Raw genomic sequence first — 20,480 nt, 5'->3', positions numbered from 1 at the left:
CCATGCATATTGAAGTCCGTAATTTAAACAAAAGCTTCGGGGATTTTCATGCGGTGCAGGATGTCAGCTTCGATATTAAGAAAGGCCAGCTTATTGGCCTGCTAGGGCCGAGCGGCGGCGGCAAAACGTCAATTCTCCGCATGCTGGCAGGGCTTGAATCGCCTTCCTCTGGCGATATCGTATTCCATGGCAAGCGCGTCAATGATTTGCCGCCGCAGGAGCGTGGAATCGGCTTTGTATTCCAGAACTATGCGCTGTTCAAGCATATGACCGTTTATGATAATATCGCTTTTGGACTTAAGGTGAAAAAGCAAACCAAAGAACAAATCCGCGAGCGTGTTATGACGCTTGTTGAGCTTACAGGGCTGAAAGGCTTTGAGCATCGTTATGCTCACCAGCTATCGGGAGGCCAGCGTCAGCGTGTCGCCTTCGCTAGAGCGCTCGCTCCTGAGCCGCAGCTGCTGCTGCTCGATGAGCCATTTGCGGCGATTGATGCGAAAATCCGCACGGAGCTGCGCACTTGGCTCAAGGAAATGATTGAGCGCGTTGGCATTACGTCGATTTTCGTCACGCATGACCAGGATGAGGCCATTGAGGTTGCTGATGAAATTATGATTATCAGCAAGGGCAGGCTGGAGCAGAAGGGCTCGCCATGGGCGATTTACAAGGACCCGCAGACGCCGTTCGTAGCGAGCTTTATCGGGGAATCGACAATTGTCGAGGATGTTGGCGCATTGAAAGGCTTTGACTCTGCTGCTGGCAAACCGGGAACGAAGGCGCTCATCCGCCCCGAGTATATTGAAATCGGCAAGCCGGGGGAAATTCGCCTTGCATCTGCGACGCTTGCAGCAAACGTTAAGCATATTCATTTCCGCGGCAGCGAGTGGCTGGTTGAGCTTGAGGTAGGTTCGGTTAAGCTTGTCACCTACCGTTCGCTGGAGAAGGATGTGCTGCAGCCGGGCGACCGCGTTCAAGTGCTGGTGCACCGGGCGTATTTGTTTAATGATCAAGAAAGCTGGATTCAGGAAAACAGCCTGAAGGAAGATCCAATGCCAATTCATATCTAATAGCTTGGGTTTGAAAACATCGAGCAGAAAGAGTTGTATGCCATTATGAATGCTATTCAGACAACAAGCCGCCGTATACTTGCCCTGCTGCTTGCGACCGCCCTGCTGCTTGTTGCAGCGGGCTGCGGCGAAGCGCAAGACAATGATCCGGCGGTGGAATCTTCCGTTCCAAACGGCGATGTCACGCTTGTCATTGGTGCATACTCCATAGTGAAGGATGCTTTCGCCGAAATTTTGCCGCAGTTCCAGACGTACTGGCTGCAGCAAACGGGACAAAAGGTTGTATTTCAGGAATCCTATGAAGCCTCTGGGACACAGGCGCGGGCCATTATAGGCGGATTTAATGCCGACGTTGCCGTGCTGGCGATGGAGGGCGACGTCAACAAAATTGCTGATGCGGGACTCATCAACCCGAATTGGAAGGAGCAAGCGGACGGAGAATTCGTGACCAAGTCGATTGTTGTGCTTGGCACACGTGAAGGCAATCCGCTGAACATTCAAGATTGGTCCGATCTTACTCGCAGCGGAGTGAAGGTCGTCTATCCGAATCCAAAAACATCTGGCGGCGCCCAGTGGGATATTAATGCAATTTACGGCGCGGGATTGAAGCAGTCGGAGGAAGAGACAGGTGCCAAGGACCCTACATTTGCGAAAAACTTCCTCAAGGCGATCCATGCCAACGTGGAATCGCTCGATAAAAGCGGGCGTGCTTCTATGGCGGCGTTCGAATACGGTGTCGGCGACGTGATCGTGACGTATGAGAACGAACTGCTCGCCCGCATTAAGCAGGGCAAGGACTATCATATCGTCGTGCCGAAAAGCACGATTCTGATTGAAAACCCAGCGACGGTAGTAGACAAAAATGCAGACAAGCACGGCACCCGCGAGGTGGCCGAAGCGTTCATTCAATATTTGCACAGCGATGAAGCGCAGCGTGTGCTTGTCGATTACGGTTTCCGTTCTGTAAATGAGACGGTAGCCAAGGAATCGGCGAGCAAATACGTAGTTCCTGAGCAGCTGTTCGACATCAGCTATCTCGGCGGCTGGCCCGAGGTAAAGAAGTCGCTCTATTCCAAAAAGGGCATTTGGTACCAAGTGCTTGCAGGTATTTAATTGCAGTCAAATGTGCAGTTGCACTTAACAATGTAATGAGATATTGTAATAAATCTTGTAACAACAAACAAACCGTGTATTTGGCTATTAAATAAGCCAGATCCACGGTTTGTTTTATTGCCTCAAAAAATCGGTAAACGCTTTAAGGTTGTATAGGTGAGCGGGTCGTAGCGGAGTGAAAAGGTGGGGGTGGAGAAACGAAGTGCTCGCTTTTGCTGTGGAACTTCAGCCGTTCACGGCTAATTCGAGGAAATTCAACAGCAATGGCGATCGTAACCCCCACCTTTTCGCGCAGCACAGAATCCCATCTCACCTAAACCTATCCCTTACGAGTTTAAAACGAATTTTTCAAATACGTGACGAACGCCCTCATCATTATTGCTAAGCGTCACATAATTAGCAACCTCTTTCAGCGCTGGAATCGCATTAGCCATTGCTACGCCAAGTCCAGCCGCTTCGATCATCTCGTGATCATTCCATGCATCGCCGATTGCAATCGTTTGGTCCATCGTGCAGCCAAGATGCTCAGCCATAAAACGCAGCGCATGTCCTTTTGTTCCTTCTTTATGCATAAACTCTAAATAATGAGCTTTGGATTTCGTAATATGCACACGGTCGCCGATAAGCGCCTTGAGCTGCTCAGCAATTTCATCGAGATAGTCCGGCTCATCGATAATGAGCATTTTCGTATTCGGCTGCTCCAGCAGCTCCTCGAAATCTGGTGCTACCGTGTAAGGGATTTTGGATAGGCGCGAATACATAAGTGCCTTATCATTCGCTTCCTTCACAAACAACTGGTCATCGACATAAAGCTGCAAATGCAGGCCATGTTTTTCTGTAAAAGCATACAGCTCCTTGGCCGCATCGGTAGGCACGCTGCGCTCATACAGCACCTTGCCGTCCAGCAGCGTTTTTACTAGCGAGCCCTGATACGTAATGATGGGTACATTGAGCTGGATTTGCTCAGCGATTTGTCTGGCCGAAGCGTACATTCTTCCGGTAGCCAGCGTCACCGTTACGCCTTTCGCGATCGCTTCCTCCATGGCGCATTTCGTTCCTTCAGTTACAACCAATTCATCGTTCAACAGTGTATCGTCAACATCAATTGCAATTAGTTTATACATAATGACAATATGTTCCCCTCTCCAAGCATCTTTATCGTGTACATAAGCTAGGTTGATTGTAGCGAAAAATCGGCGTTCGTACAAGCGATCATCCGCTTTTCCTGTATAATAGAAAAGGCTGTTAAAGAATGGACAGAGAGAGGATGGGCAAGGATGAAGCTAAGATGGGGGATTTTAAGCGGTGCGAGCATTGCTATACATACGATGATTCCAGCCATTCAGCAGGCAGAGCGGGGCGAGGCGGTTGCAATTGCGAGCCGCAGCATCGAACGTGCTGTTGAAGCAGCAGAGCGGTTAGGTATTGAAAAAGCGTACGGCTCCTACGAGGAGCTTCTCGCTGATCCAGATATTGATGCGGTCTATATTCCGCTGCCGAATCATTTACATAAGGAATGGGCGATTAAAGCGGCTGAGGCTGGCAAGCATGTGCTTTGCGAGAAGCCATTTGCAATCACGGCAGCGGATGCGGGGGAAATGGCAAAGGCGGCACAGACGGCAGGCATCGTCATGGCGGAAGCTTTCATGTATCGCCATCATCCACGCTTTGAGCAGATAAAGGCGATTATCGCGTCTGGCGAAATTGGTGAGCTTCGCGTCATAACAGGCTCGTTTACGTTCAATAACGCAGCGGATGCGGGCAATGTTCGCTACAACGCGGAATGGGGCGGCGGCTCCTTGTATGACATCGGCTGCTACCTCATAAGTGCAGCACGGCTTATATTTGGCGGGGAGCCGGTGGCAGCGAGCGTCCATGGTTTATTTTCCAAGGAGCATGGCGGGGTAGACATGATGGCTTCTGGCATTCTGGAGTTCGCAAATGATGTATGCCTCGTATTCGACTGCGGCATGTGGGCAGCTTACCGCAACCGCATGGAAATTCTCGGGACGAAGGGGCGGGTTGAGCTGCCGAACGCTTTTGGCCCGGGCGAAGAGGATTATTTTATTGTACATACGGAGGATGGCCAGCGTAAGGAAGGGCCTTTCAACCTGAACACTTATGTGATGCAAATCAACCGAATTGCACAGATTGCCGCTGGTGAGGAACAGCCGCTGTTTGGTCCTGAGGATGCGATAGCGGGGACTGCGGTAATTGAGGCCTGTCTCACCTCGGCACGAGAGCAGCGGCGGGTTCTTTTGTGAAAATTTGCTCCATCCCCCTTCAATAAGATACAGTAAAGAAAGCGGATGAGAGTTGAACCTGGGGAGATGACGAGTTGAGGTATTTTACACATGCTGCTGCACGGCGCAGAGTGCTGTTAATTGGCCTGGTTGGGGCTATATTATTTATGGTTGCCGGGTTCGCAGTGGGGTGGCTCTGGATGGGGCATCGTTATCCGATGCTGAAAGAGCCTGCATTCCAGAACTTTGCGGTATCCTACAATACCATTATGGATAAATATTTAAATGGAGCGGATGGCGAGGATTTGATCAATGGCGCCTCCGAGGGAATGGTAGCATCGCTGGAAGATCCGTATTCCCGCTATTTAATCGAGGAACAGGGCGATGCCTATACGCAAGGCTATGAGGGCGAGTTTTCTGGAGTTGGGGCGGAGGTGCGTGAGCAGGATGGGCAGTTCATCATTCATGCGCTGACCCCCAAAGCACCGGCAGAACGCGGAGGCGTGCAGTCCGGCGATATTATTGCGGCGGTTGACGGCCAGGATACGAAGGCGATTAAGTTTCAGGATCTGATTGCACTTATGCGCGGCAAGTCCGGTACCGAGGTGACGCTGACGCTGCAGCGCTTGGGAGAGACGGAGCCAATCGAGATCACGCTTAAGCGTGAGGCGATTCCAGTGTATACCGTAACCTCAGAGATGCTGGAGGATGGCATCGGACATATTACAATTAGCCGCTTCGCCCAGAAGACGGCTACAGAATTTGATGAAGCGGTAGCGAAAATGAAGGAGCAGGGCATGACGAAGCTGCTGCTGGATCTTCGCTCTAATCCAGGCGGACTGCTGCAGCCGACGATTGCGATTGGCAGCAAGCTGATTCCGAAGGGAAAAGTGATTCTGGAGGTCGTCTATAAAGAAGAAAGCAACCCGATTGTTTACAAATCGACCCAAAAGGAAGAGTGGACGATTCCAATCGTTGTACTAGTGAACGGCCAGTCGGCAAGTGCAAGCGAGGTGTTGACAGCCGCGCTTAAGGAGTCGGCGGGAGCAACGGTCATTGGCGAGAAAACGTATGGCAAAGGCGTCGTTCAGGCGTTTGAGCAATTTAAGGATGGCTCGGTGCTCAGCTTGACCGAGGCACAGTGGAAAACACCTGCTGGCACGTGGATTCACAAGGTTGGCGTCATGCCTAATGAGGTTGTCGGCCTGCCTGCATTTGCAAGCTTACGTCCGCTTCCGGTCGGCAGCGAGCTGAAAAACGGCAGCTACGGCGAAGACGTCAAGACGCTGCAATCGATGCTGAAGGAGCTCGGTTATGCGTCCGTGGGCAAAGACGGCTTGTTCGATGATGCGACGGAGGCGGCGATGCGCGCTTTTCAGAAGGCAGAGAAGCTGGACGTTACCGGATCGCTTAATGACAAGACGGCGTACAAAATTGTCGAGCTGCTCAAGGAAAAGCTGGATAAGGAAGATACTCAGCTGCAGCGAGGCATAGAACTATTGAAAAAATAAGGTTGGTCGCCGCCCCGTGGCTATTGACAACGGTAATGATTATTACTATCATTTGATAGGGAGCCTTTTGGATCGAGCAGACGATTGCCTGATCATACAATAGCGCCAACCATAATCAGACAGCCGTTGCGGCAGCGGGGTGACACACCTATTGAAGATCAAATATTGCACCAAAAATTTCAAAAACGGGACGAAGCCGGTCTATAAGGCGATGAAGGATAAGTTTCCCGACATCAAGATGAAGAAGTCCGATTGTCTCGGAAATTGCAAAACATGCAGGCATGAATGTTTTGCCGTGGTGAAGTCCAAGGTGGTCAGCGCTCCGTCAGCCGAGAAGCTTTATAAGGAATTAAAAAAATTAATTGGATAAATATAGGGTGGGCGGCTTTTGCCGTCCTCCTTTTTTGTGTTAAGATAGAGGCAACTCCGAAAAAGAAGAGGTGCATAAGTAATGAATGATCAATTAGCTGAAGCTTTAAACGAACAAATGAACTTTGAATTTTATTCGGCGCATGTGTATCTTGCAATGGCAGCCTATTGTTCTGGTGAAAGTCTGGACGGGTTTGCGAATTTCTTTATTATCCAGGCTGAGGAAGAGCGTTTCCATGGCATGAAAATATATAAATTCCTAAACGACCGCAACCGTCGTGCTACCTTGTCTGCTCTGCACGAGCCTAAGAACGAATATGCATCGATGCTGGATGCGTTCGAGCGTGCTTACGCGCATGAACAGCAAAACACTCGCAAGTTCTACAACCTTGCTGACCTTGCGCTCAGCGAGCGCGAGCACGCGACGATCTACTTCCTGAAATGGTTCATCGATGAGCAGGTAGAAGAGGAGTCCTTGTTCGACGGCATCATTTCGAAGCTGAAACGCATTGATAAAGACAGCAACGCGTTTTATATGCTGGATGCTGAATTTGCACAGCGCACGTTCACGCCTCCTGCGGAATAGCGGAATAAATGAGAAAGAGGGATTGGCACTTACGCCAATCCCTCTTTTTGTCCAAATATAGGGAAGGATATCATTTCGTTATCCATTCTCTATATTTCTCGGAATGAAACGCGCCACGCCGTTAAAGGACGGCAACAGCCGTTTACGCTTGTCCATACAGCTGAATAAATGAATCGACTAAGTCCGGGTCAAACTGGGTGCCGCGCATCTCTTTAATGTAAGCGAGCGCCTGCTCCTCCGACCATTTTTCCTTGTAGGGGCGTTTGCTGGTAAGGGCGTCGAAAACATCAACGATGCTTACGATGCGCGCTTCAATGGGGATAGCTTCTCCAGCAAGCTTATGCGGATAGCCCTTGCCATCCCACCGTTCATGATGGTGCAAAATAATATGCCTGCTCGCCGTCAGCTCGCTAGTAAACAGCTCGTCATTAAACTCGTTGAAAATCTTCTCAATAATGTCGACGCCAATAAACGTGTGCATTTCAATAATGGTGCGTTCATAGTCAGCGAGCGGACCTGGCTTATACAAAATTCCCTCGGGAATGCCTGATTTTCCGATATCATGCAAAATGCTCGCTGAGGCGATGCGGCTAAGCCGTTCTTCTTTCCATCCCAGCTGCATGCGCTCATTATGATAACGCACAAGCTCCTCCGTAAGATCCCTCACCCGCACAAGATGCGACTCAATGCCAGGATCGCGAATTTCACAGGAAATGGCGAGCACCTTGAGCAGCGAGCCTTGAATATGCCCAATCCGTTCCTGAGGCATATAGAAGCCGCTAGGGAGCTGCTCCAATTCACGGAAAATACCGATATAATACCAGCTCTCATCCACACATAAAGGTGTGATCGTAATGGAGGAATGCCACAGCTGTCCATCCTTGCGGCGGTTAATGAATACGCCAGACCATGGCCGCTTTGCCTTTAACGCTTCCTTCATGCTCTCATGAATATGTCCAGGAGTAAGGCTGGTGCGAACAATACCGGCCGTTTTACCTAAAATTTCTCTGCGGCTGTAGCCGGTTATCACTTCATAGCTCGAATTGATTTCTAATATTTGATGCTGATCATCCGTAATAATAACGGCATCACCTAATTGTAAAAAGGTTCTAAGCTGATCGTTCATCCAGTAGCCACCCCACTTATAGGCATTTATTTATTTAAAAGCGTTGAGTAAAAAAGAAGAAACGGCCGCCGGTTTGCCGCGATAATAACCAGGCGAGCTGATGTACAGCTCTTCCTTGGCACGCGTAACGGCGACGTAAGCGAGCCGGCGTTCTTCCTCCAGTGCAGCCTCGGCAACGTCATCCCCCGTCTGAATAGCGCTGCGGTCACTATTTTTGCTCGCGGACAGCGCGGAGCTGTGCGGCAAAATGCCATCGGATGCCCCGCTGACGAACACAACGGGAAACTCCAGACCCTTTGATTTGTGGATCGTCATAAAATGGACGGCGTCAGCGCCCCGGCTCGCCAGCTTGAGCTGTCTCATTTCCTGCAGCTTCACTGCAATTTCGTCCACGAATGCCAAAAACTCGGCAATCGTGGCAAAACGTTTGGAAGCGGTTTCCAGCTCGTCCAGCGTTTCCTTCAAGGCGTCCTTGTGCTCGGTAAGCGTCTGGCTTTTATCGGCTTGGATGTAATTGTCATAAAAGCCATCGCGCAGTAGGCGAATAGCCTGCTCAGGCTTAAGCTTAGGCAAGGAGCGAATGAGCCGCAGCCGCTCTTTGATTTTTTCCTGATGAAATTCCTTAATGCCGGGGAAGCGGACGAGGTGGATCAGCGGCCATTTCTTGGCTTGCTGCTTCTCTTCGTTCCAAATGAAAGCCATCGCCTGCTCCGGCTTGACATAAAGCGTCGCCAGTATATTTTGCATCGCATCAAAATGACGCCGATCGATCGCCAGCCGCAAATGGGCAATGATCGGCTTTACGACCCATTGCTCATAAAAGGACTCGCCTCCGCCGTAATCAATAAACGGAATTTGCCGTATGACCAGCTGGTCGAAGATGGCGCGGCTGCTGCTTGCCGTACGAAACAAAATGGCGAAATCCTGATAGCTGCGCTTTCCCAGGCTCTGCGTCTCCGTGATTTTATTGACAATCAGCTGGGCCTCATCGTCGGTATTGCCGGGCCTTGCAAATGTTGGGGAGTGACTTTGCGTCTTCGCCACTTTGAGCGACTTGGGACGGCGCTGCTTGTTGCTGCTAATAATCACATTGCCCAGCCCGACAATGGCAGCCCCGGAGCGATAGTTAATGTCGAGCACAACATTTTTGCTGGTCGGATATTGCTGTTCAAAATTCAAAATATAATCGTTGCGCGCCCCGTTAAACGAATAAATCGTCTGATCATCATCGCCAACGACCATCAAATTGCCATGCTGCTTAACAAGCAGCTTAATTAGCTCATATTGCACCTTATTCGTATCCTGAAACTCATCGATCATCACGTAGCGGAAGCGGCGCTGGAGCATCTCGAGCAAGTTCTGATCGGTCGTCAGCAGCCGATAAGCGGCCAGCAGCATATCATCATAGTCGATCAGCTGCTGCTCCGACTTCCACTGCTCGTAGCATTCAAACAGAATTTTCAGCTGCTTGTCCTCTTCTGTTTTGGCGGGAAGCTCATGGAGCTCCAGCATTTCCAGTTTGTAGGCTGAAAATAACGTAATGAGCGTCTCCGGCTGATACGTCTCATGCAAATTGCGTTCGCGAAGCAGTCGCTTGAAAAAAATCTGCTTCCGGCCGCTGTCGCCTAGAATCGCTTGTCTCATGCCACGCCTTCGCAGCAGCTGCAAGCAGAAAGAATGGAAGGTCCTTGCTTCCACCGCAGCGGCAGCACTTTCAGCAATGCCGGGCAGCGTGGCGATGCGCGACTTCATTTCCTCCGCTGCTTTTTTGGAAAACGTCATGAGCAGCAGCTGGGAAGCCATTACGCTGCGGACAGACAGCAAATAAGCCGTTCGGCAGACGAGAACGGAGGTTTTGCCTGAGCCAGCTCCAGCAAGCGTGAGCAGCGGCCCCTCGGTATGGCGAACAGCGGCAATTTGCGCCTCATTCAGCTGGATGCCGTGCTGCTCCAGCGAGCGGAAAAAAGCGGCATCGGCTTCCCCGCTTCTGACAAGCTGTTTGCTCGTATCAGCTGTCGCCTGATTTGCCCGTGGCATTATGTTTGTTGTTACACCGTAAGGTCTGGGATAATATTTTGTACGTGTTTGTTCCATATGTATAATCACCTGTGCTTGATTATAGCATGGCTTAATGGATTAGGATAAACTAATTGAAGAATAACAATAGGAGATGAGCGAAATGATTGTTCCAGCGAAAAAAGAGGATGTGCAGCAAATTATGCCGCTTCTGCATGCTGCCATTGGCGATATCGCCTGTACGCTAACGGGCGTTCAAGACGAGCAGGAGGCTATGAATATACTGGCAGATTTTTATGTGGAAAAAGGAAATAGGCTCAGCTACGAGCATGTGCTTGTCGCCTGGGAGGGGGATGCCATCGCTGGCATGGCGCTCGGTTACGGCGGTGACGCTGCTGAGAAGCTGGACGCTCCGCTGCTGTCGCGAATCCGCCAGAAGCCAGCCCATGCTGGCTATCAGATTATGACGGAGGCAAGGCCCGGGGAATATTATTTGGATTCCGTGGCGGTAAATCCCGCCTATCAAGGAAAGGGGATAGCGCGGGCTTTGATCGGCGCGCTGGAGAAGAAGGCCAAGGATGCGGGCTGGCCCCGCCTATCGCTCATTGCGCTGGATGATAACGAGAAGGCGACGGCGCTCTATATTCGGATGGGCTATGTCGAGGATGGTGAGCTGGAGCTGGCAGGACACCGCTACATTCGAATGGTAAAGCAGCTGACGCAATAATGGATTGCGAAGTGGAGAGCAAACAGGTACGATAGCCATATGGCAAATATTCCATTCATTTACTAACTTGCTAGAAGCAGCTTTGGAGGCATAACAGATGAAAGACATAAGCATTCATATCGTAGATCCATTGGATGAAACGTTGCACCAACTCATTCAATTATTAGACGAGGAACTGCTGGTGCGCTATCCAGCGGAAGAGGTGCATGGGCTTGATTTCACCGATCCGGGCATCAAAGACACTACATTTATTGTCGCTTTTTCCGGGGACGAGCCTGTGGGCTGCGGTGCCATTCGGCCGCTCGATGCCCAATATACGGAGCTGAAACGCTTTTTCGTGCGCAAAGAAAGCCGGAAGCTCGGCATCGCGGCTGCTATGCTTTCCTTTTTGGAGGATCAGGCGCTGCTGCTCGGCTTTGCGGGCATTCGTCTGGAGACGGGGCCCGAGCAGCCTGAGTCGTTGAAATTTTATGAAAAGCATGGCTATGTATTTATCGGGAAATTTGGCGAATATGTCGACTATGAGCTGAGCATGTGTTATGAGAAGCGTTTTGGCGCATAAAGAAGGGGAGAACACGATGAATGTATTTGAAGGATGCAGCAAGCAAAGCCTAGGCAAGGAACTGTTATGGATTAATGAGCCGAAGAGCTGGGAAGTGAATGAGCACAAGCAGCTGGTTGTGCAAGCACCGCCGATGGGCGATTTTTTTATCGATCCGGCAGGAGGAAATACGAAAAATTCTGCTCCTTTCCTATATACATTAGTTGAAGGCGATTTCTATGCCGTCACTCGCGTTGCGGTCGATATGAAGCAGACGTACGATTCCGGCTGCCTGATGATCATGGCGGATGAAGATCACTGGGCAAAGCTTTGCTCGGAGTTTTTTGACGATATGCCGTCCATTCTCAGCGTTGTAACGCGTGGAGCCTCTGATGATTGTGTTTCCAGCGATGCCCAGATCGTTCGTCCTTTTTTGCGTATTGCCCGGGCATGCAATTGCTTTGCATTCCATTATTCGCATGATGGCGTCAAATGGAAAATGGTTCGTTATTTTGGGATGGATGCTCCCGCAACGATTAAAGTGGGCGTCGTAGCCCAATCACCGATTGGCGAAGGCAGCGTCGCAACGTTTGATTATTTAAAAATCAGCACAAACGTAATTGGCGATATCCGCAGCGTTAATTAAGAACGTATTGCAGCTGCAATAGGAGCAGCGGAGAGCAGCTACTTCATGCCAATGGTGCTGAACAGGAAGGCAATGAGCTCGGTTGGGCCAGGCATGTCGGGGAAAAAAACGAGCAAAATCGCCAAAGCTGCCGTTATGGCGGTTATGGTGACGGCCGTATTGATTTCCCGGCGGCTGCTCCGCCCCCCGTGAGCTTCTCCATATACAATCATGACGGAGACGAGCACAATACCTGTAATAAATAGTGCCTTCATCGCGAGCCCTCCTGCATGTTTATGCTGCATTTATTCATTGGATTGGCCCGGTATCCCTTGCGGATCACCGGATTTTCCTGTGCGTAAAATGCGAGCCTCTACTTGGATTTTCGTTTTTATTTTTGGAAAATCGCTTTCCCACTGGGCCTTTTTTGCCTTCCATTTATGTGGGAAATGATTGCGGTACGCATTCGCATAGCCGAAAAAATCCGTTTTCAGCTTATGCTGGGTTAATTGCAGTGCAGCTTCCGCTCGCTGCTTAAACTGTTCTTGAAACAAAGCCTGAATTTTTTCCACATTCGGCGGTGGCAGGAGCGACAGATCGGTTGTATTCAAGATGACATCGCCCTTTGTTTTAATGTTGACCTCCATCGTCCAGTTTCCGTCAGCAAAGCCGGGAATAAACTCGGTGCGAATGAATTGCGGTTTTATGGTGACAGCCGCTTGTTTGTTCGCTTCGTCTGGATTAACCGTTAAAACGATATTGTCCAGCTGATTAAGCAGCATAAGCACGCCAAGGCTCATCGGCTCAGTCACGACGTGAATTTCCCGGTCATTGCGAATCATGGCAAGCCCGAATATAAACGGCATCGTAGCTTTCTTGTTTTGTCCAGACTCGGGCCGAGGAATTTTCAGTCTGGAAAGAACAGCTGATTTGCCTAGACCCTCCAGCGCTTGGGCCAAATCAAGCACCGTCATTTTGGTGCCCAGCTTCATGTTGCCCATTTCACGCAAAGCTTCCGCAGAGCTTCGCTCAAGAGGAGGCAGCAGGGAGAGGATATCCTGTGCTTTAGGCTCACTAATATAAACATAGGCATGCTCGCGAAATTGGGAGAAGCGCAGCAGAAAGTCCATATACTCGCGAATGCCGAGCTTTGCTGTCTTTTCTCCTATGACAATGGCCTCGCAATGTCCCCAGAAAACATGTCGGGAAATTTTGCGCTGCAGCCGCGCCATTGCATCCGCAATATTGATCCCTTCAGCGGTTTGCACCATCGTAACGCCGCTCGGAGACCCTTCACTGCCACCGGTCCCACCAGTTGCGCTGCTGCCGCTTTGACGTGGAATGAAAATTTGAATCGATAGATGGACTTTGCCGTTTTTGGTTCGATCAATGCCGGTTGCCAACACCATTGCCAAATCATTAATTTCCACGCGATCCCAGCAGCCCTGCAAGAGCATCGCGCTGCATGCCGCCAGAAGCAGGAGCGCGATTTTGCGTCGCAGATTGTGCAGCTTTCTGCCCATCATGGGGAAGCCTTCTTTTTGCGGGTCAGCTTATTTTTAAGGAGCATGAGCAGCAGAAGCAGCATAGGCAGCACGAACAGGCTTATGAGTGTATACGTGTTTCCGGATATGCTGATCAAATTGGCGATATCGCCCTGGCTTCTGGCTGACCAGTAGGCAAAAACCGTACATAGAAAGGCAAGTGGCATAACGATAGAACGGTAATGCTTCAATTTAAGCCATTCCGCCACAGTAATCGAATAGACATATAGAAATACCGATATTTTCACAAAAATGCCTGAAATCCATATGGCAATAACGAGCGATTCCAAATGCTGCATAAAGTCGGCAATTGTAATATAACGGGCTGCAACCATCACCGGATAAATAAAGCTGGTAGTCAAATCCCCCATGAGAAACAAGCATACGAGATTGGTGACAATCATTGTAATGGTGACAAGCAGCACCGATAGCATGCTTTTGCGCATCGATTTCTCACGGTCGTTAACAAAGGGAAGCAGAAACGCGATTAAAATATATTCACTGAACCAGGCAGCTGGCGCCAGCGCACCTTTAATCGATGGAGCTATGCCATTTTCGGCAATCGGCAGCAGCTCGGAAGGATGAAGCTCGCCGATTAGCAAAATAAATAGAAAGGCCGAAAGAAAGATAAATACAGCTGTGAATATTTGAGAAGTTCTGCCAATAACCTCAATGCCGAGCCGCGCATTAATGGCACATACGAGCACCATTGATCCGGTTACCACGAACTGCGGCGTCATCGGTAATGCATTGCTAATAATAAACTCGCCATATTGGCGAATAATGATGCCTGTTAGATGGGGCAAATAAAAAATATAAAACAAGCCTACCAGAAAGCCCGGAACAGCTCCAAGCAGGCTGAAGCTCGTTCGTATCAGGGTGCTGTCCGGCTTCAGCCGATTGAGCTTGATGGCCACCCATACGGTCAGCATGCCAAACAAGCCTGCCCAAATCGGAGAGAGCCACATATCTTGATGGGCATGGGTCATCGTAATGCTGGGCACAGACAAAAACGACGTAGCGAGAATCGAAGGATAAAGCAAAATAGCCATTTGAGACGATGATATTTTTCCAGTTTCAAGCATTGGAGCTTCAGCCTCCTCCGTTATCATTTTTGGAAGGTTTTGGATGATGCGAGTTATTTTTTGTTCCCGCTTCGACTGCTGCGTCTAGGATGCCCTTCTTTACGGGCTTTGTTCATCCATGCGGGAGCACGCCAGATGACATCGCGAAGGGTCCCCATCGATGCTGGCGTAACGGGTGACAAATAGGGAACGCCGAAGGAACGCAGACTCGATAAATGGATGACGATTAAAATCAGCCCCAGCATCATGCCGATCAGCCCGAGCGTGCCCGCCATCAGCATAATGGGAAACCGCAGCAGACGTGAGGCAATACCTGCTGCATATCGCGGAATCATAAACGAGGCGATGCCCGTTGTCGCTACAACAATGACCATAGGCGCGGAGACGATGCCTGCCGAAGTAGCGGCTTGTCCAATGATCAGTGCCCCCACAATGCTGACCGCAGCACCGACCTGCCTCGGCAGCCGCACCCCGGCTTCACGCAGCGCTTCAAAGGCAATTTCCATAATCAGGGCTTCGACGAGTGCTGGAAAAGGAATTTCCTCCCGCGCCTTGGCGATGCTGAGCAGCAGCACTGTTGGAATCATTTCCTGATGAAAGGTCGTAATCGCGACATAGGCTGATGGAAGAAGCAGTGACAGCAGGAAAAAAACATAGCGCAGCCAGCGTACAAAGGTACTCATAATAAAGTGCTGATAGTAGTCCTCGACAGACTGCAGCATGGAAAACAAGGTCACGGGTGCGACGAGGGCAAAGGGTGTCCCATCCATTAATATGGCGAATCGCCCTTCAAGCAAATTTGCGCATACAACGTCTGGCCTCTCGGTTGCGATCATTTGTGGAAATGGCGAATAAGGCGAATCGGCAATCCACTCCTCGATATATTCGCTTTCCAAAATACCATCGGTGTCAATAGCGGCAAGCCGCTTCAGCGCCTCATCGACGGTAGCAGGATTTGCCGCTCCCTCCAAGTAGAGAATACCGATATCGGTACGCGTATATTCGCCAATGGTCATCGTGAGCAGCTTCATCTTCGGGCTTTTCATTTTGCGGCGCAGCAGCGACAGATTAATGGACAGCACTTCATTAAACGATTCGCGAGGGCCACGAACGGTAGATTCCGCCGAAGGCTCCTCAATGCTGCGATGCTCGATTTTCTGCAGGCCAAACGATAGCGCCTCCTCGCTCCCGTCGATGAAAAGCAGCGGCATGCCGTTGCTGATGGCATCGATAGCGTCCTCCAGCGTGCGCACTGTATTGGCAGCGGCGATGGGCAGCAAGCCCAGCAGCTGTGCGGGAGTAGCAGCAGTCAAGCTGCCGGCATTGCTCGCAAGCGGACGCAAAACGAAGAGATTCAGCTGCTCGTCATCGCACATGCTAATATGAAACACGAGCATGGCGTCCGCGAGCTCGCCGATTCGCAAGGAATGGAAGGAGAGGTCATCGCAGTCCGCATACACACGCCGCAGCTCTGCCATATTTTCATCTAATCGCTGGGAAAGAGGCCGCTGCTCTTCAGACGGATGATCGTCTGGCTGCTGCCAATCTGCCTTTGCTGTTTTGTGCTTCCAATTGCTGCGTTTGAATCCGAGCATGGCAGTCCCTCGCTTCCAGATGATAGAACAACTCCGTGCCCTTAGCGTTTCCAGGGAGTTCCTTTCCTATGTAAGGAAGTAGATATTTTCAGAAGTGGTGAATTATTGTGACAGGGTGTTGAAAAAAAAGCACGCTTGAATTATAATTGATAATGATAATCATTATATATGGATGAGCGATCATTCAGCTGTGCCAATAGGCCGGGAAGGTGGGAAATGATAAAGCATATGAGAAACTCGATACGGATGGGCTTTCAAGAAGAGGATACACACTTTAGGCATAACACCGAATCTGTTGCAGGAGGAAGAAGCAAGCTTGGACAGACGGTTGAATATATGAAACGCCATTATCAAAAACCTATTACAAGGGATATGCTTGCCAGCATGGTTGGCATTACGCCGGAGCATTATTCCCGCGCCTTCAAGAAACATATGGGCATCAGCCCAATTGATTATTTGATTGCCATTCGCATTGACCGGGCTAAGGGACTATTGAAGGAGACGAATGCGACGGTGCGCAGCATCGCTCGTCAGGTTGGATACGAAGACCCGTATTATTTCAGCCGCCGCTTCAAGCAGGAGGTCGGTGTAGCACCTTCCGCTTATGCGGTGCCTGGGTATAGTGCTGGATTATAAATAAAGGATGAAGCATGTCGGAGCTCAATAGACCCGGCATGTTTTTTTTATACTGGATATTAAGACACAGCAGGTTTAGACTGAATGGGTAGAGATAATGAGAGCCTTGTTTGATTACATAGTAGACAGGAGGAATTAGAATGGATTTGGGTATGCAAGGGAAACGTGCCATTGTGACGGGAGGAAGCAAGGGAATTGGACTTGCCACCGCGCTGCGGCTGGCGGCTGAGGGAGCGGAAGTGGCGATCGTTGCCAGACAGGAGGGGCCGCTGCAAGAAGCAGCAGAACGAATTGAGCAGGCGACAGGCAAAAGGCCGCTTATCATCTCCGCCGATGTATCGGTCGAGGCCGAGGTACAGCGTGCTGTTGCCGAGGTGGTCCAGCAGCTTGGCGGTGTCGACATTCTCGTAAACAATGCCGGAACGTCAGCAGCGCTGCCATTCGATAAGGTAGAGCCTGATGCGTGGGCAGCCGATCTTGACCTCAAGCTGTATGCGGCCATTCATTTCACGCGTGCGGCGCTTCCCTATCTCCGTAAGGCGGGGGGCGGCGCCATCGTAAATGTAACGGCTATCGGCGGCAAGACGCCGGCAGGCTCCTCGCTGCCCACTTCGGTAAGCCGTGCAGCTGGTCTTGCGCTGACGAAAGCAATGAGCAAGGATTTGGCTGGCGATGGCATTCGTGTGAATGCTGTCTGCATCGGCCTTATTCGCAGCGATCAAATAGAGCGCATGTGGAAACAGAGCGCTTCCGATCTATCGTGGGAGGAGTTTGCGGCAAGCCCTAGGCATGATATACCGCTTGGACGCATCGGCAATCCTGAGGAAGCGGCGAATGTCATCGCTTTTCTCGTCTCGGAAGCAGCTTCCTTCGTTACGGGAACTTCCGTCAATATTGACGGCGGCAAGGCAGCGGTGCTGTAGCTCCATTTGAAAAATAAACCCGGCATCAGCACTCATCTTTCCTTATGTATGCAAGCAGAGCAGCTAGCTGCGACTTCATTCTTCGCAGCTAGCTGCTCTAAAACTCCGCTTCCGCTGCAATCGTCTGGTTGCGGCCCGCATTTTTTGCTTGATACAGCGCTTGATCCGCTTTCTGGAGCAGCTCCTCGGGGCTTGTGCCATGCAGCGGATATTGCGCGACTCCCTGTGAGATCGTTACGCGTCCTACAACGGGATCTACTCCCTCCTCCACAGCCATTCGCAGCTGTTCGGCAACTAAGTAAGCTTCCGCAAGCGCCGTCTGCTGAAGCAAAATAACAAGCTCCTCCCCGCCATAGCGGTAGCCGATATCTTCTGGCCGAATGGCATGAATGACGGTCTGCGCCAGTTGCTTAAGCACTGCATCTCCTGCTTGATGGCCATACTTATCATTGACTCGCTTGAAACGGTCAATATCGATAATAATAATGGAGAAGGGCAGCTTCTCTTCCATCCATAACGTCAAAAACTTGATTAAGGTGCGCCTGTTCATGAGCCCCGTCAGCGGGTCCGTTTCCGCATCTTTCGTTAATTGATGATGCTGGGCCTGAATAAGCGATCCTACATTAATGGTTGATTTGATCAGCAGATCCGTTTCCCTAATCCAGTGGTTTTTGCGCCAGGAGCTAAGCTCGCCTGGATCCCCAAGCTGACTGACAAACTGCGAAAGTCTTAGAAACGGATTGGCAATGCTTCGCGCCAATATGACGACAGCGAATATAAGCAGCAGCAGTGGTATGGCAACCGTGATGGCAACATTTTTGAAATGATAAAAGAGCTGATCCTTTATGCTTTGCACAGGAGTAGCTACTACGATACCCCAGCCATTTTCCTTGACGCTGGCGTATCCGAGGAGCAGCTCGCTGCCGTCCAAATTAGTGACGGTTTCGCTGCCGCTTTGCCCAGCCATCAGCTTTTTCACAACCATATTTTCGCTGATGTTTCTGCCGACAAGCATCGGGTCAGGATGAAACAGCAGATTGCCCTGCTGATCCACAAGATATAAATAAGACTCCAAAAAATCATTCGTATTTTTCTCGAAAATCGTATTCATAACATTATTTTTCTTCAAATAAATGCTGCCGCCAATAAAGCCCTTGTATTGCTGGTTTTTGTCATACAGCGGCTCGCTTACCATAATAAATAAATTACCCGTTCGTTCATCGAAAAAAGGGTCCGATATGCTCGACCGTCTCGATGCCAGTGCTTGCTTCAAGGAATCCGGCGTAATCGGCTCATTAATCAAGTAATTTATTTCCTTAGTAGCTCCTTTTATAATCCCATATTTATCCACAACTACGATAGAATTGAAAAAATTGCTGCTCTGCTTCATTAAGTTTAAATCCTCATTCATCCGTTGGACTTGATTAGGCCCGTCCCACATGCCCTCATGGTCTCTGTGCACACTGTATTTCAGGCTTAACCGTATTGTCTTGGTTAGGGCGTTCAGCGTATCGCTCATTTTGCTCGCTTTGGAGAAATTGGTGGAAAGGGCCGTACGTTCCATTAATTGCTTGCTCGATTGGAAGGCTGAAAACATCACGAGGATAATCGTAACCAGGACGCATAAAGAAACGAGTCCGCTAAGTACGGTTGCCAAGCTGATTTTACTCTTTTTATACGCTGGATGTGGGGCTTTCATCGTAATGACTTCCTTTCGTTTCGCGTAAAGTGCTAATCCAATGGTCCTATATCTGCTGAAATGTTGATTCTACTGTTTTTTTTGGATTTGTGATAAAATTGAATTTGTAAAATGATGAACCGATACTGTCAGATGTACGAGTTTGAAAGCGTAATAATGAATTGGGGAGCCTGATTTGAATAGATTCTGAATGGAAGAGAAAACGGGAGAAATAGCTTGTACCGTCGCAGGCGTGCTGCTGGTGATTTATATTATACAGCCTGCATGGCGATTCAGACAGTAGCTGTGCTAAAGAAAACGATGCTTAATGCTACAACCTATTGGCTGTGAAAAGCTAGGAGGCTTGCTTTTTTGATATATCTATAATAAAATTAAGATGATAATGATTACAAATTGAGAAATTGCAAGCCGCATGCAAAGGAGGCTCATGAGCGATGAGTGAACTGGAAAATCATATAGATAGAATCAACCAGCAGCTGAAAGCGAAGGGCTACAAGCTGACGCATCAGCGCGCGATGACTTTAAGAGTGCTGCTGGAGAACGAGCAGGATCATCTCAGCGCAGAGGACGTATATATGCTGGTCAAGAAGTCATACCCAGAAATCGGGCTGGCGACCGTTTACCGGACGCTTGAGCTGCTGACCGAGCTGCATATTGTAGAAAAAATGAACTTTGGCGATGGCGTTGCCCGCTTCGACTTGCGTGACGACAACCAAGAGCATATGCATCATCATCTGATCTGCGCCAAGTGCGGCGTGCTGAAGGAAATTCAAGAGGATTGGCTGCTTGAGCTGGAGCAGCGCGTACAGCGCGAATTCGGCTTCACCGTTACCGACCACCGATTGGATTTCACTGGCATGTTTCAAGGCTGCAATGCCGGAGATTGCAAGCGAGGCAAAGATACGAAAGCTAGCTAATTGTTAATTTTATGGAGAAATGCATGCATATAAGCCAGCCAATGGCCTGAAAAACGCTGAATCCACCAAATAATGGGGATTCAGCGTTTTTTTTTACGGCATATTTATATTTGGTATTGATAATAAGGCTCGGTAAACCGTTATATAAGTATAGGAC

Annotated in this window: 20 protein-coding genes; 12 read left to right on the top strand and 8 right to left on the bottom strand. The window is 49.8% G+C overall.

Going from position 1 to position 20,480, the window contains the following annotated elements:
* Nucleotides 1-2: 2 nt before the first annotated feature.
* Nucleotides 3-1,067 carry a sulfate/molybdate ABC transporter ATP-binding protein gene (locus tag ACSR9A_RS26145; RefSeq protein WP_341279050.1) on the top strand — a complete coding sequence of 355 codons (1,065 nt, stop codon included), beginning with the start codon at nucleotides 3-5 and terminating at the stop codon, nucleotides 1,065-1,067.
* Between the two features lie 45 nt (nucleotides 1,068-1,112).
* Nucleotides 1,113-2,180, top strand: a complete 1,068-nt coding sequence (locus tag ACSR9A_RS26140; protein WP_473760818.1) for a sulfate ABC transporter substrate-binding protein — start codon at nucleotides 1,113-1,115, stop codon at nucleotides 2,178-2,180.
* Between the two features lie 326 nt (nucleotides 2,181-2,506).
* Here the strand turns inward: ACSR9A_RS26140 and ACSR9A_RS26135 are convergent, their stop codons facing one another.
* Nucleotides 2,507-3,304, bottom strand: coding sequence for a Cof-type HAD-IIB family hydrolase (locus ACSR9A_RS26135; protein ID WP_473760814.1), 798 nt, complete (start codon nucleotides 3,302-3,304; stop codon nucleotides 2,507-2,509).
* 153 nt (nucleotides 3,305-3,457) lie between these two features.
* Here ACSR9A_RS26135 and ACSR9A_RS26130 point away from each other — a divergent pair, with 153 nt between their 5' ends.
* From ACSR9A_RS26130 to ACSR9A_RS26115, 4 genes are all read left to right on the top strand, one after another.
* Complete coding sequence (locus tag ACSR9A_RS26130) at nucleotides 3,458-4,444, top strand: Gfo/Idh/MocA family protein (protein WP_473760811.1); 987 nt, start codon at nucleotides 3,458-3,460, stop codon at nucleotides 4,442-4,444.
* Between the two features lie 74 nt (nucleotides 4,445-4,518).
* Complete coding sequence (locus ACSR9A_RS26125) at nucleotides 4,519-5,934, top strand: S41 family peptidase (RefSeq protein ID WP_473760808.1); 1,416 nt, start codon at nucleotides 4,519-4,521, stop codon at nucleotides 5,932-5,934.
* Nucleotides 5,935-6,073: 139 nt separating this feature from the next.
* Nucleotides 6,074-6,304 carry a DUF1450 domain-containing protein gene (locus ACSR9A_RS26120; protein ID WP_056041378.1) on the top strand — a complete coding sequence of 77 codons (231 nt, stop codon included), beginning with the start codon at nucleotides 6,074-6,076 and terminating at the stop codon, nucleotides 6,302-6,304.
* An 81-nt stretch (nucleotides 6,305-6,385) separates the two neighbouring features.
* A complete protein-coding gene (locus ACSR9A_RS26115; RefSeq protein WP_056041379.1) occupies nucleotides 6,386-6,889 on the top strand; it encodes a ferritin in 504 nt (167 codons plus the stop codon).
* 142 nt (nucleotides 6,890-7,031) lie between these two features.
* Here ACSR9A_RS26115 and ACSR9A_RS26110 read toward each other — a convergent pair whose 3' ends face one another.
* Nucleotides 7,032-8,015, bottom strand: coding sequence for an HD-GYP domain-containing protein (locus tag ACSR9A_RS26110; RefSeq protein ID WP_473760805.1), 984 nt, complete (start codon nucleotides 8,013-8,015; stop codon nucleotides 7,032-7,034).
* Nucleotides 8,016-8,045: 30 nt separating this feature from the next.
* Nucleotides 8,046-10,109 carry an ATP-dependent helicase gene (locus ACSR9A_RS26105; RefSeq protein WP_473760802.1) on the bottom strand — a complete coding sequence of 688 codons (2,064 nt, stop codon included), beginning with the start codon at nucleotides 10,107-10,109 and terminating at the stop codon, nucleotides 8,046-8,048.
* Nucleotides 10,110-10,194: 85 nt separating this feature from the next.
* Between ACSR9A_RS26105 and ACSR9A_RS26100 the strand changes: the two genes are divergently transcribed.
* From ACSR9A_RS26100 to ACSR9A_RS26090, 3 genes are all read left to right on the top strand, one after another.
* Nucleotides 10,195-10,758 carry a GNAT family N-acetyltransferase gene (locus ACSR9A_RS26100; protein WP_473760800.1) on the top strand — a complete coding sequence of 188 codons (564 nt, stop codon included), beginning with the start codon at nucleotides 10,195-10,197 and terminating at the stop codon, nucleotides 10,756-10,758.
* 97 nt (nucleotides 10,759-10,855) lie between these two features.
* Entirely contained in the window at nucleotides 10,856-11,320 is a 465-nt protein-coding gene (locus tag ACSR9A_RS26095) for a GNAT family N-acetyltransferase (protein WP_473760797.1), read from the top strand.
* A gap of 16 nt (nucleotides 11,321-11,336) precedes the next feature.
* Nucleotides 11,337-11,945: a DUF1349 domain-containing protein gene (locus ACSR9A_RS26090; protein WP_473760794.1), complete on the top strand. Its 609-nt coding sequence runs from the start codon at nucleotides 11,337-11,339 to the stop codon at nucleotides 11,943-11,945.
* Between the two features lie 38 nt (nucleotides 11,946-11,983).
* On the opposite strand, the gene ACSR9A_RS26085 is transcribed toward ACSR9A_RS26090, so the two are convergent.
* The 4 genes from ACSR9A_RS26085 to ACSR9A_RS26070 are packed head-to-tail and all read right to left on the bottom strand — an operon-like array spanning nucleotide 11,984 to nucleotide 16,148.
* Nucleotides 11,984-12,199, bottom strand: a complete 216-nt coding sequence (locus ACSR9A_RS26085) for a hypothetical protein (protein WP_473760792.1) — start codon at nucleotides 12,197-12,199, stop codon at nucleotides 11,984-11,986.
* Nucleotides 12,200-12,229: 30 nt separating this feature from the next.
* Complete coding sequence (locus ACSR9A_RS26080) at nucleotides 12,230-13,450, bottom strand: Ger(x)C family spore germination protein (protein ID WP_473760789.1); 1,221 nt, start codon at nucleotides 13,448-13,450, stop codon at nucleotides 12,230-12,232.
* Nucleotides 13,447-14,553: a GerAB/ArcD/ProY family transporter gene (locus tag ACSR9A_RS26075; protein WP_473760787.1), complete on the bottom strand. Its 1,107-nt coding sequence runs from the start codon at nucleotides 14,551-14,553 to the stop codon at nucleotides 13,447-13,449. The genes ACSR9A_RS26080 and ACSR9A_RS26075 overlap by 4 nt, the downstream gene beginning before the upstream one ends.
* 53 nt (nucleotides 14,554-14,606) lie before the next feature.
* Complete coding sequence (locus ACSR9A_RS26070; RefSeq protein ID WP_473760785.1) at nucleotides 14,607-16,148, bottom strand: spore germination protein; 1,542 nt, start codon at nucleotides 16,146-16,148, stop codon at nucleotides 14,607-14,609.
* Nucleotides 16,149-16,364: 216 nt separating this feature from the next.
* Here ACSR9A_RS26070 and ACSR9A_RS26065 point away from each other — a divergent pair, with 216 nt between their 5' ends.
* Entirely contained in the window at nucleotides 16,365-16,784 is a 420-nt protein-coding gene (locus ACSR9A_RS26065; protein ID WP_473760782.1) for a helix-turn-helix domain-containing protein, read from the top strand.
* Between the two features lie 140 nt (nucleotides 16,785-16,924).
* Entirely contained in the window at nucleotides 16,925-17,707 is a 783-nt protein-coding gene (locus ACSR9A_RS26060; protein ID WP_473760780.1) for an SDR family NAD(P)-dependent oxidoreductase, read from the top strand.
* A gap of 97 nt (nucleotides 17,708-17,804) precedes the next feature.
* On the opposite strand, the gene ACSR9A_RS26055 is transcribed toward ACSR9A_RS26060, so the two are convergent.
* Complete coding sequence (locus ACSR9A_RS26055) at nucleotides 17,805-19,406, bottom strand: sensor domain-containing diguanylate cyclase (RefSeq protein WP_473760778.1); 1,602 nt, start codon at nucleotides 19,404-19,406, stop codon at nucleotides 17,805-17,807.
* Between the two features lie 434 nt (nucleotides 19,407-19,840).
* Here ACSR9A_RS26055 and fur point away from each other — a divergent pair, with 434 nt between their 5' ends.
* Nucleotides 19,841-20,323 carry a ferric iron uptake transcriptional regulator gene (gene fur / locus ACSR9A_RS26050; protein WP_341279033.1) on the top strand — a complete coding sequence of 161 codons (483 nt, stop codon included), beginning with the start codon at nucleotides 19,841-19,843 and terminating at the stop codon, nucleotides 20,321-20,323.
* Nucleotides 20,324-20,480: the final 157 nt, after the last annotated feature.

Source organism: Paenibacillus sp. R-74696 (genome assembly GCF_055814915.1).
This window is presented reverse-complemented; position numbering and strand designations above follow the sequence as displayed.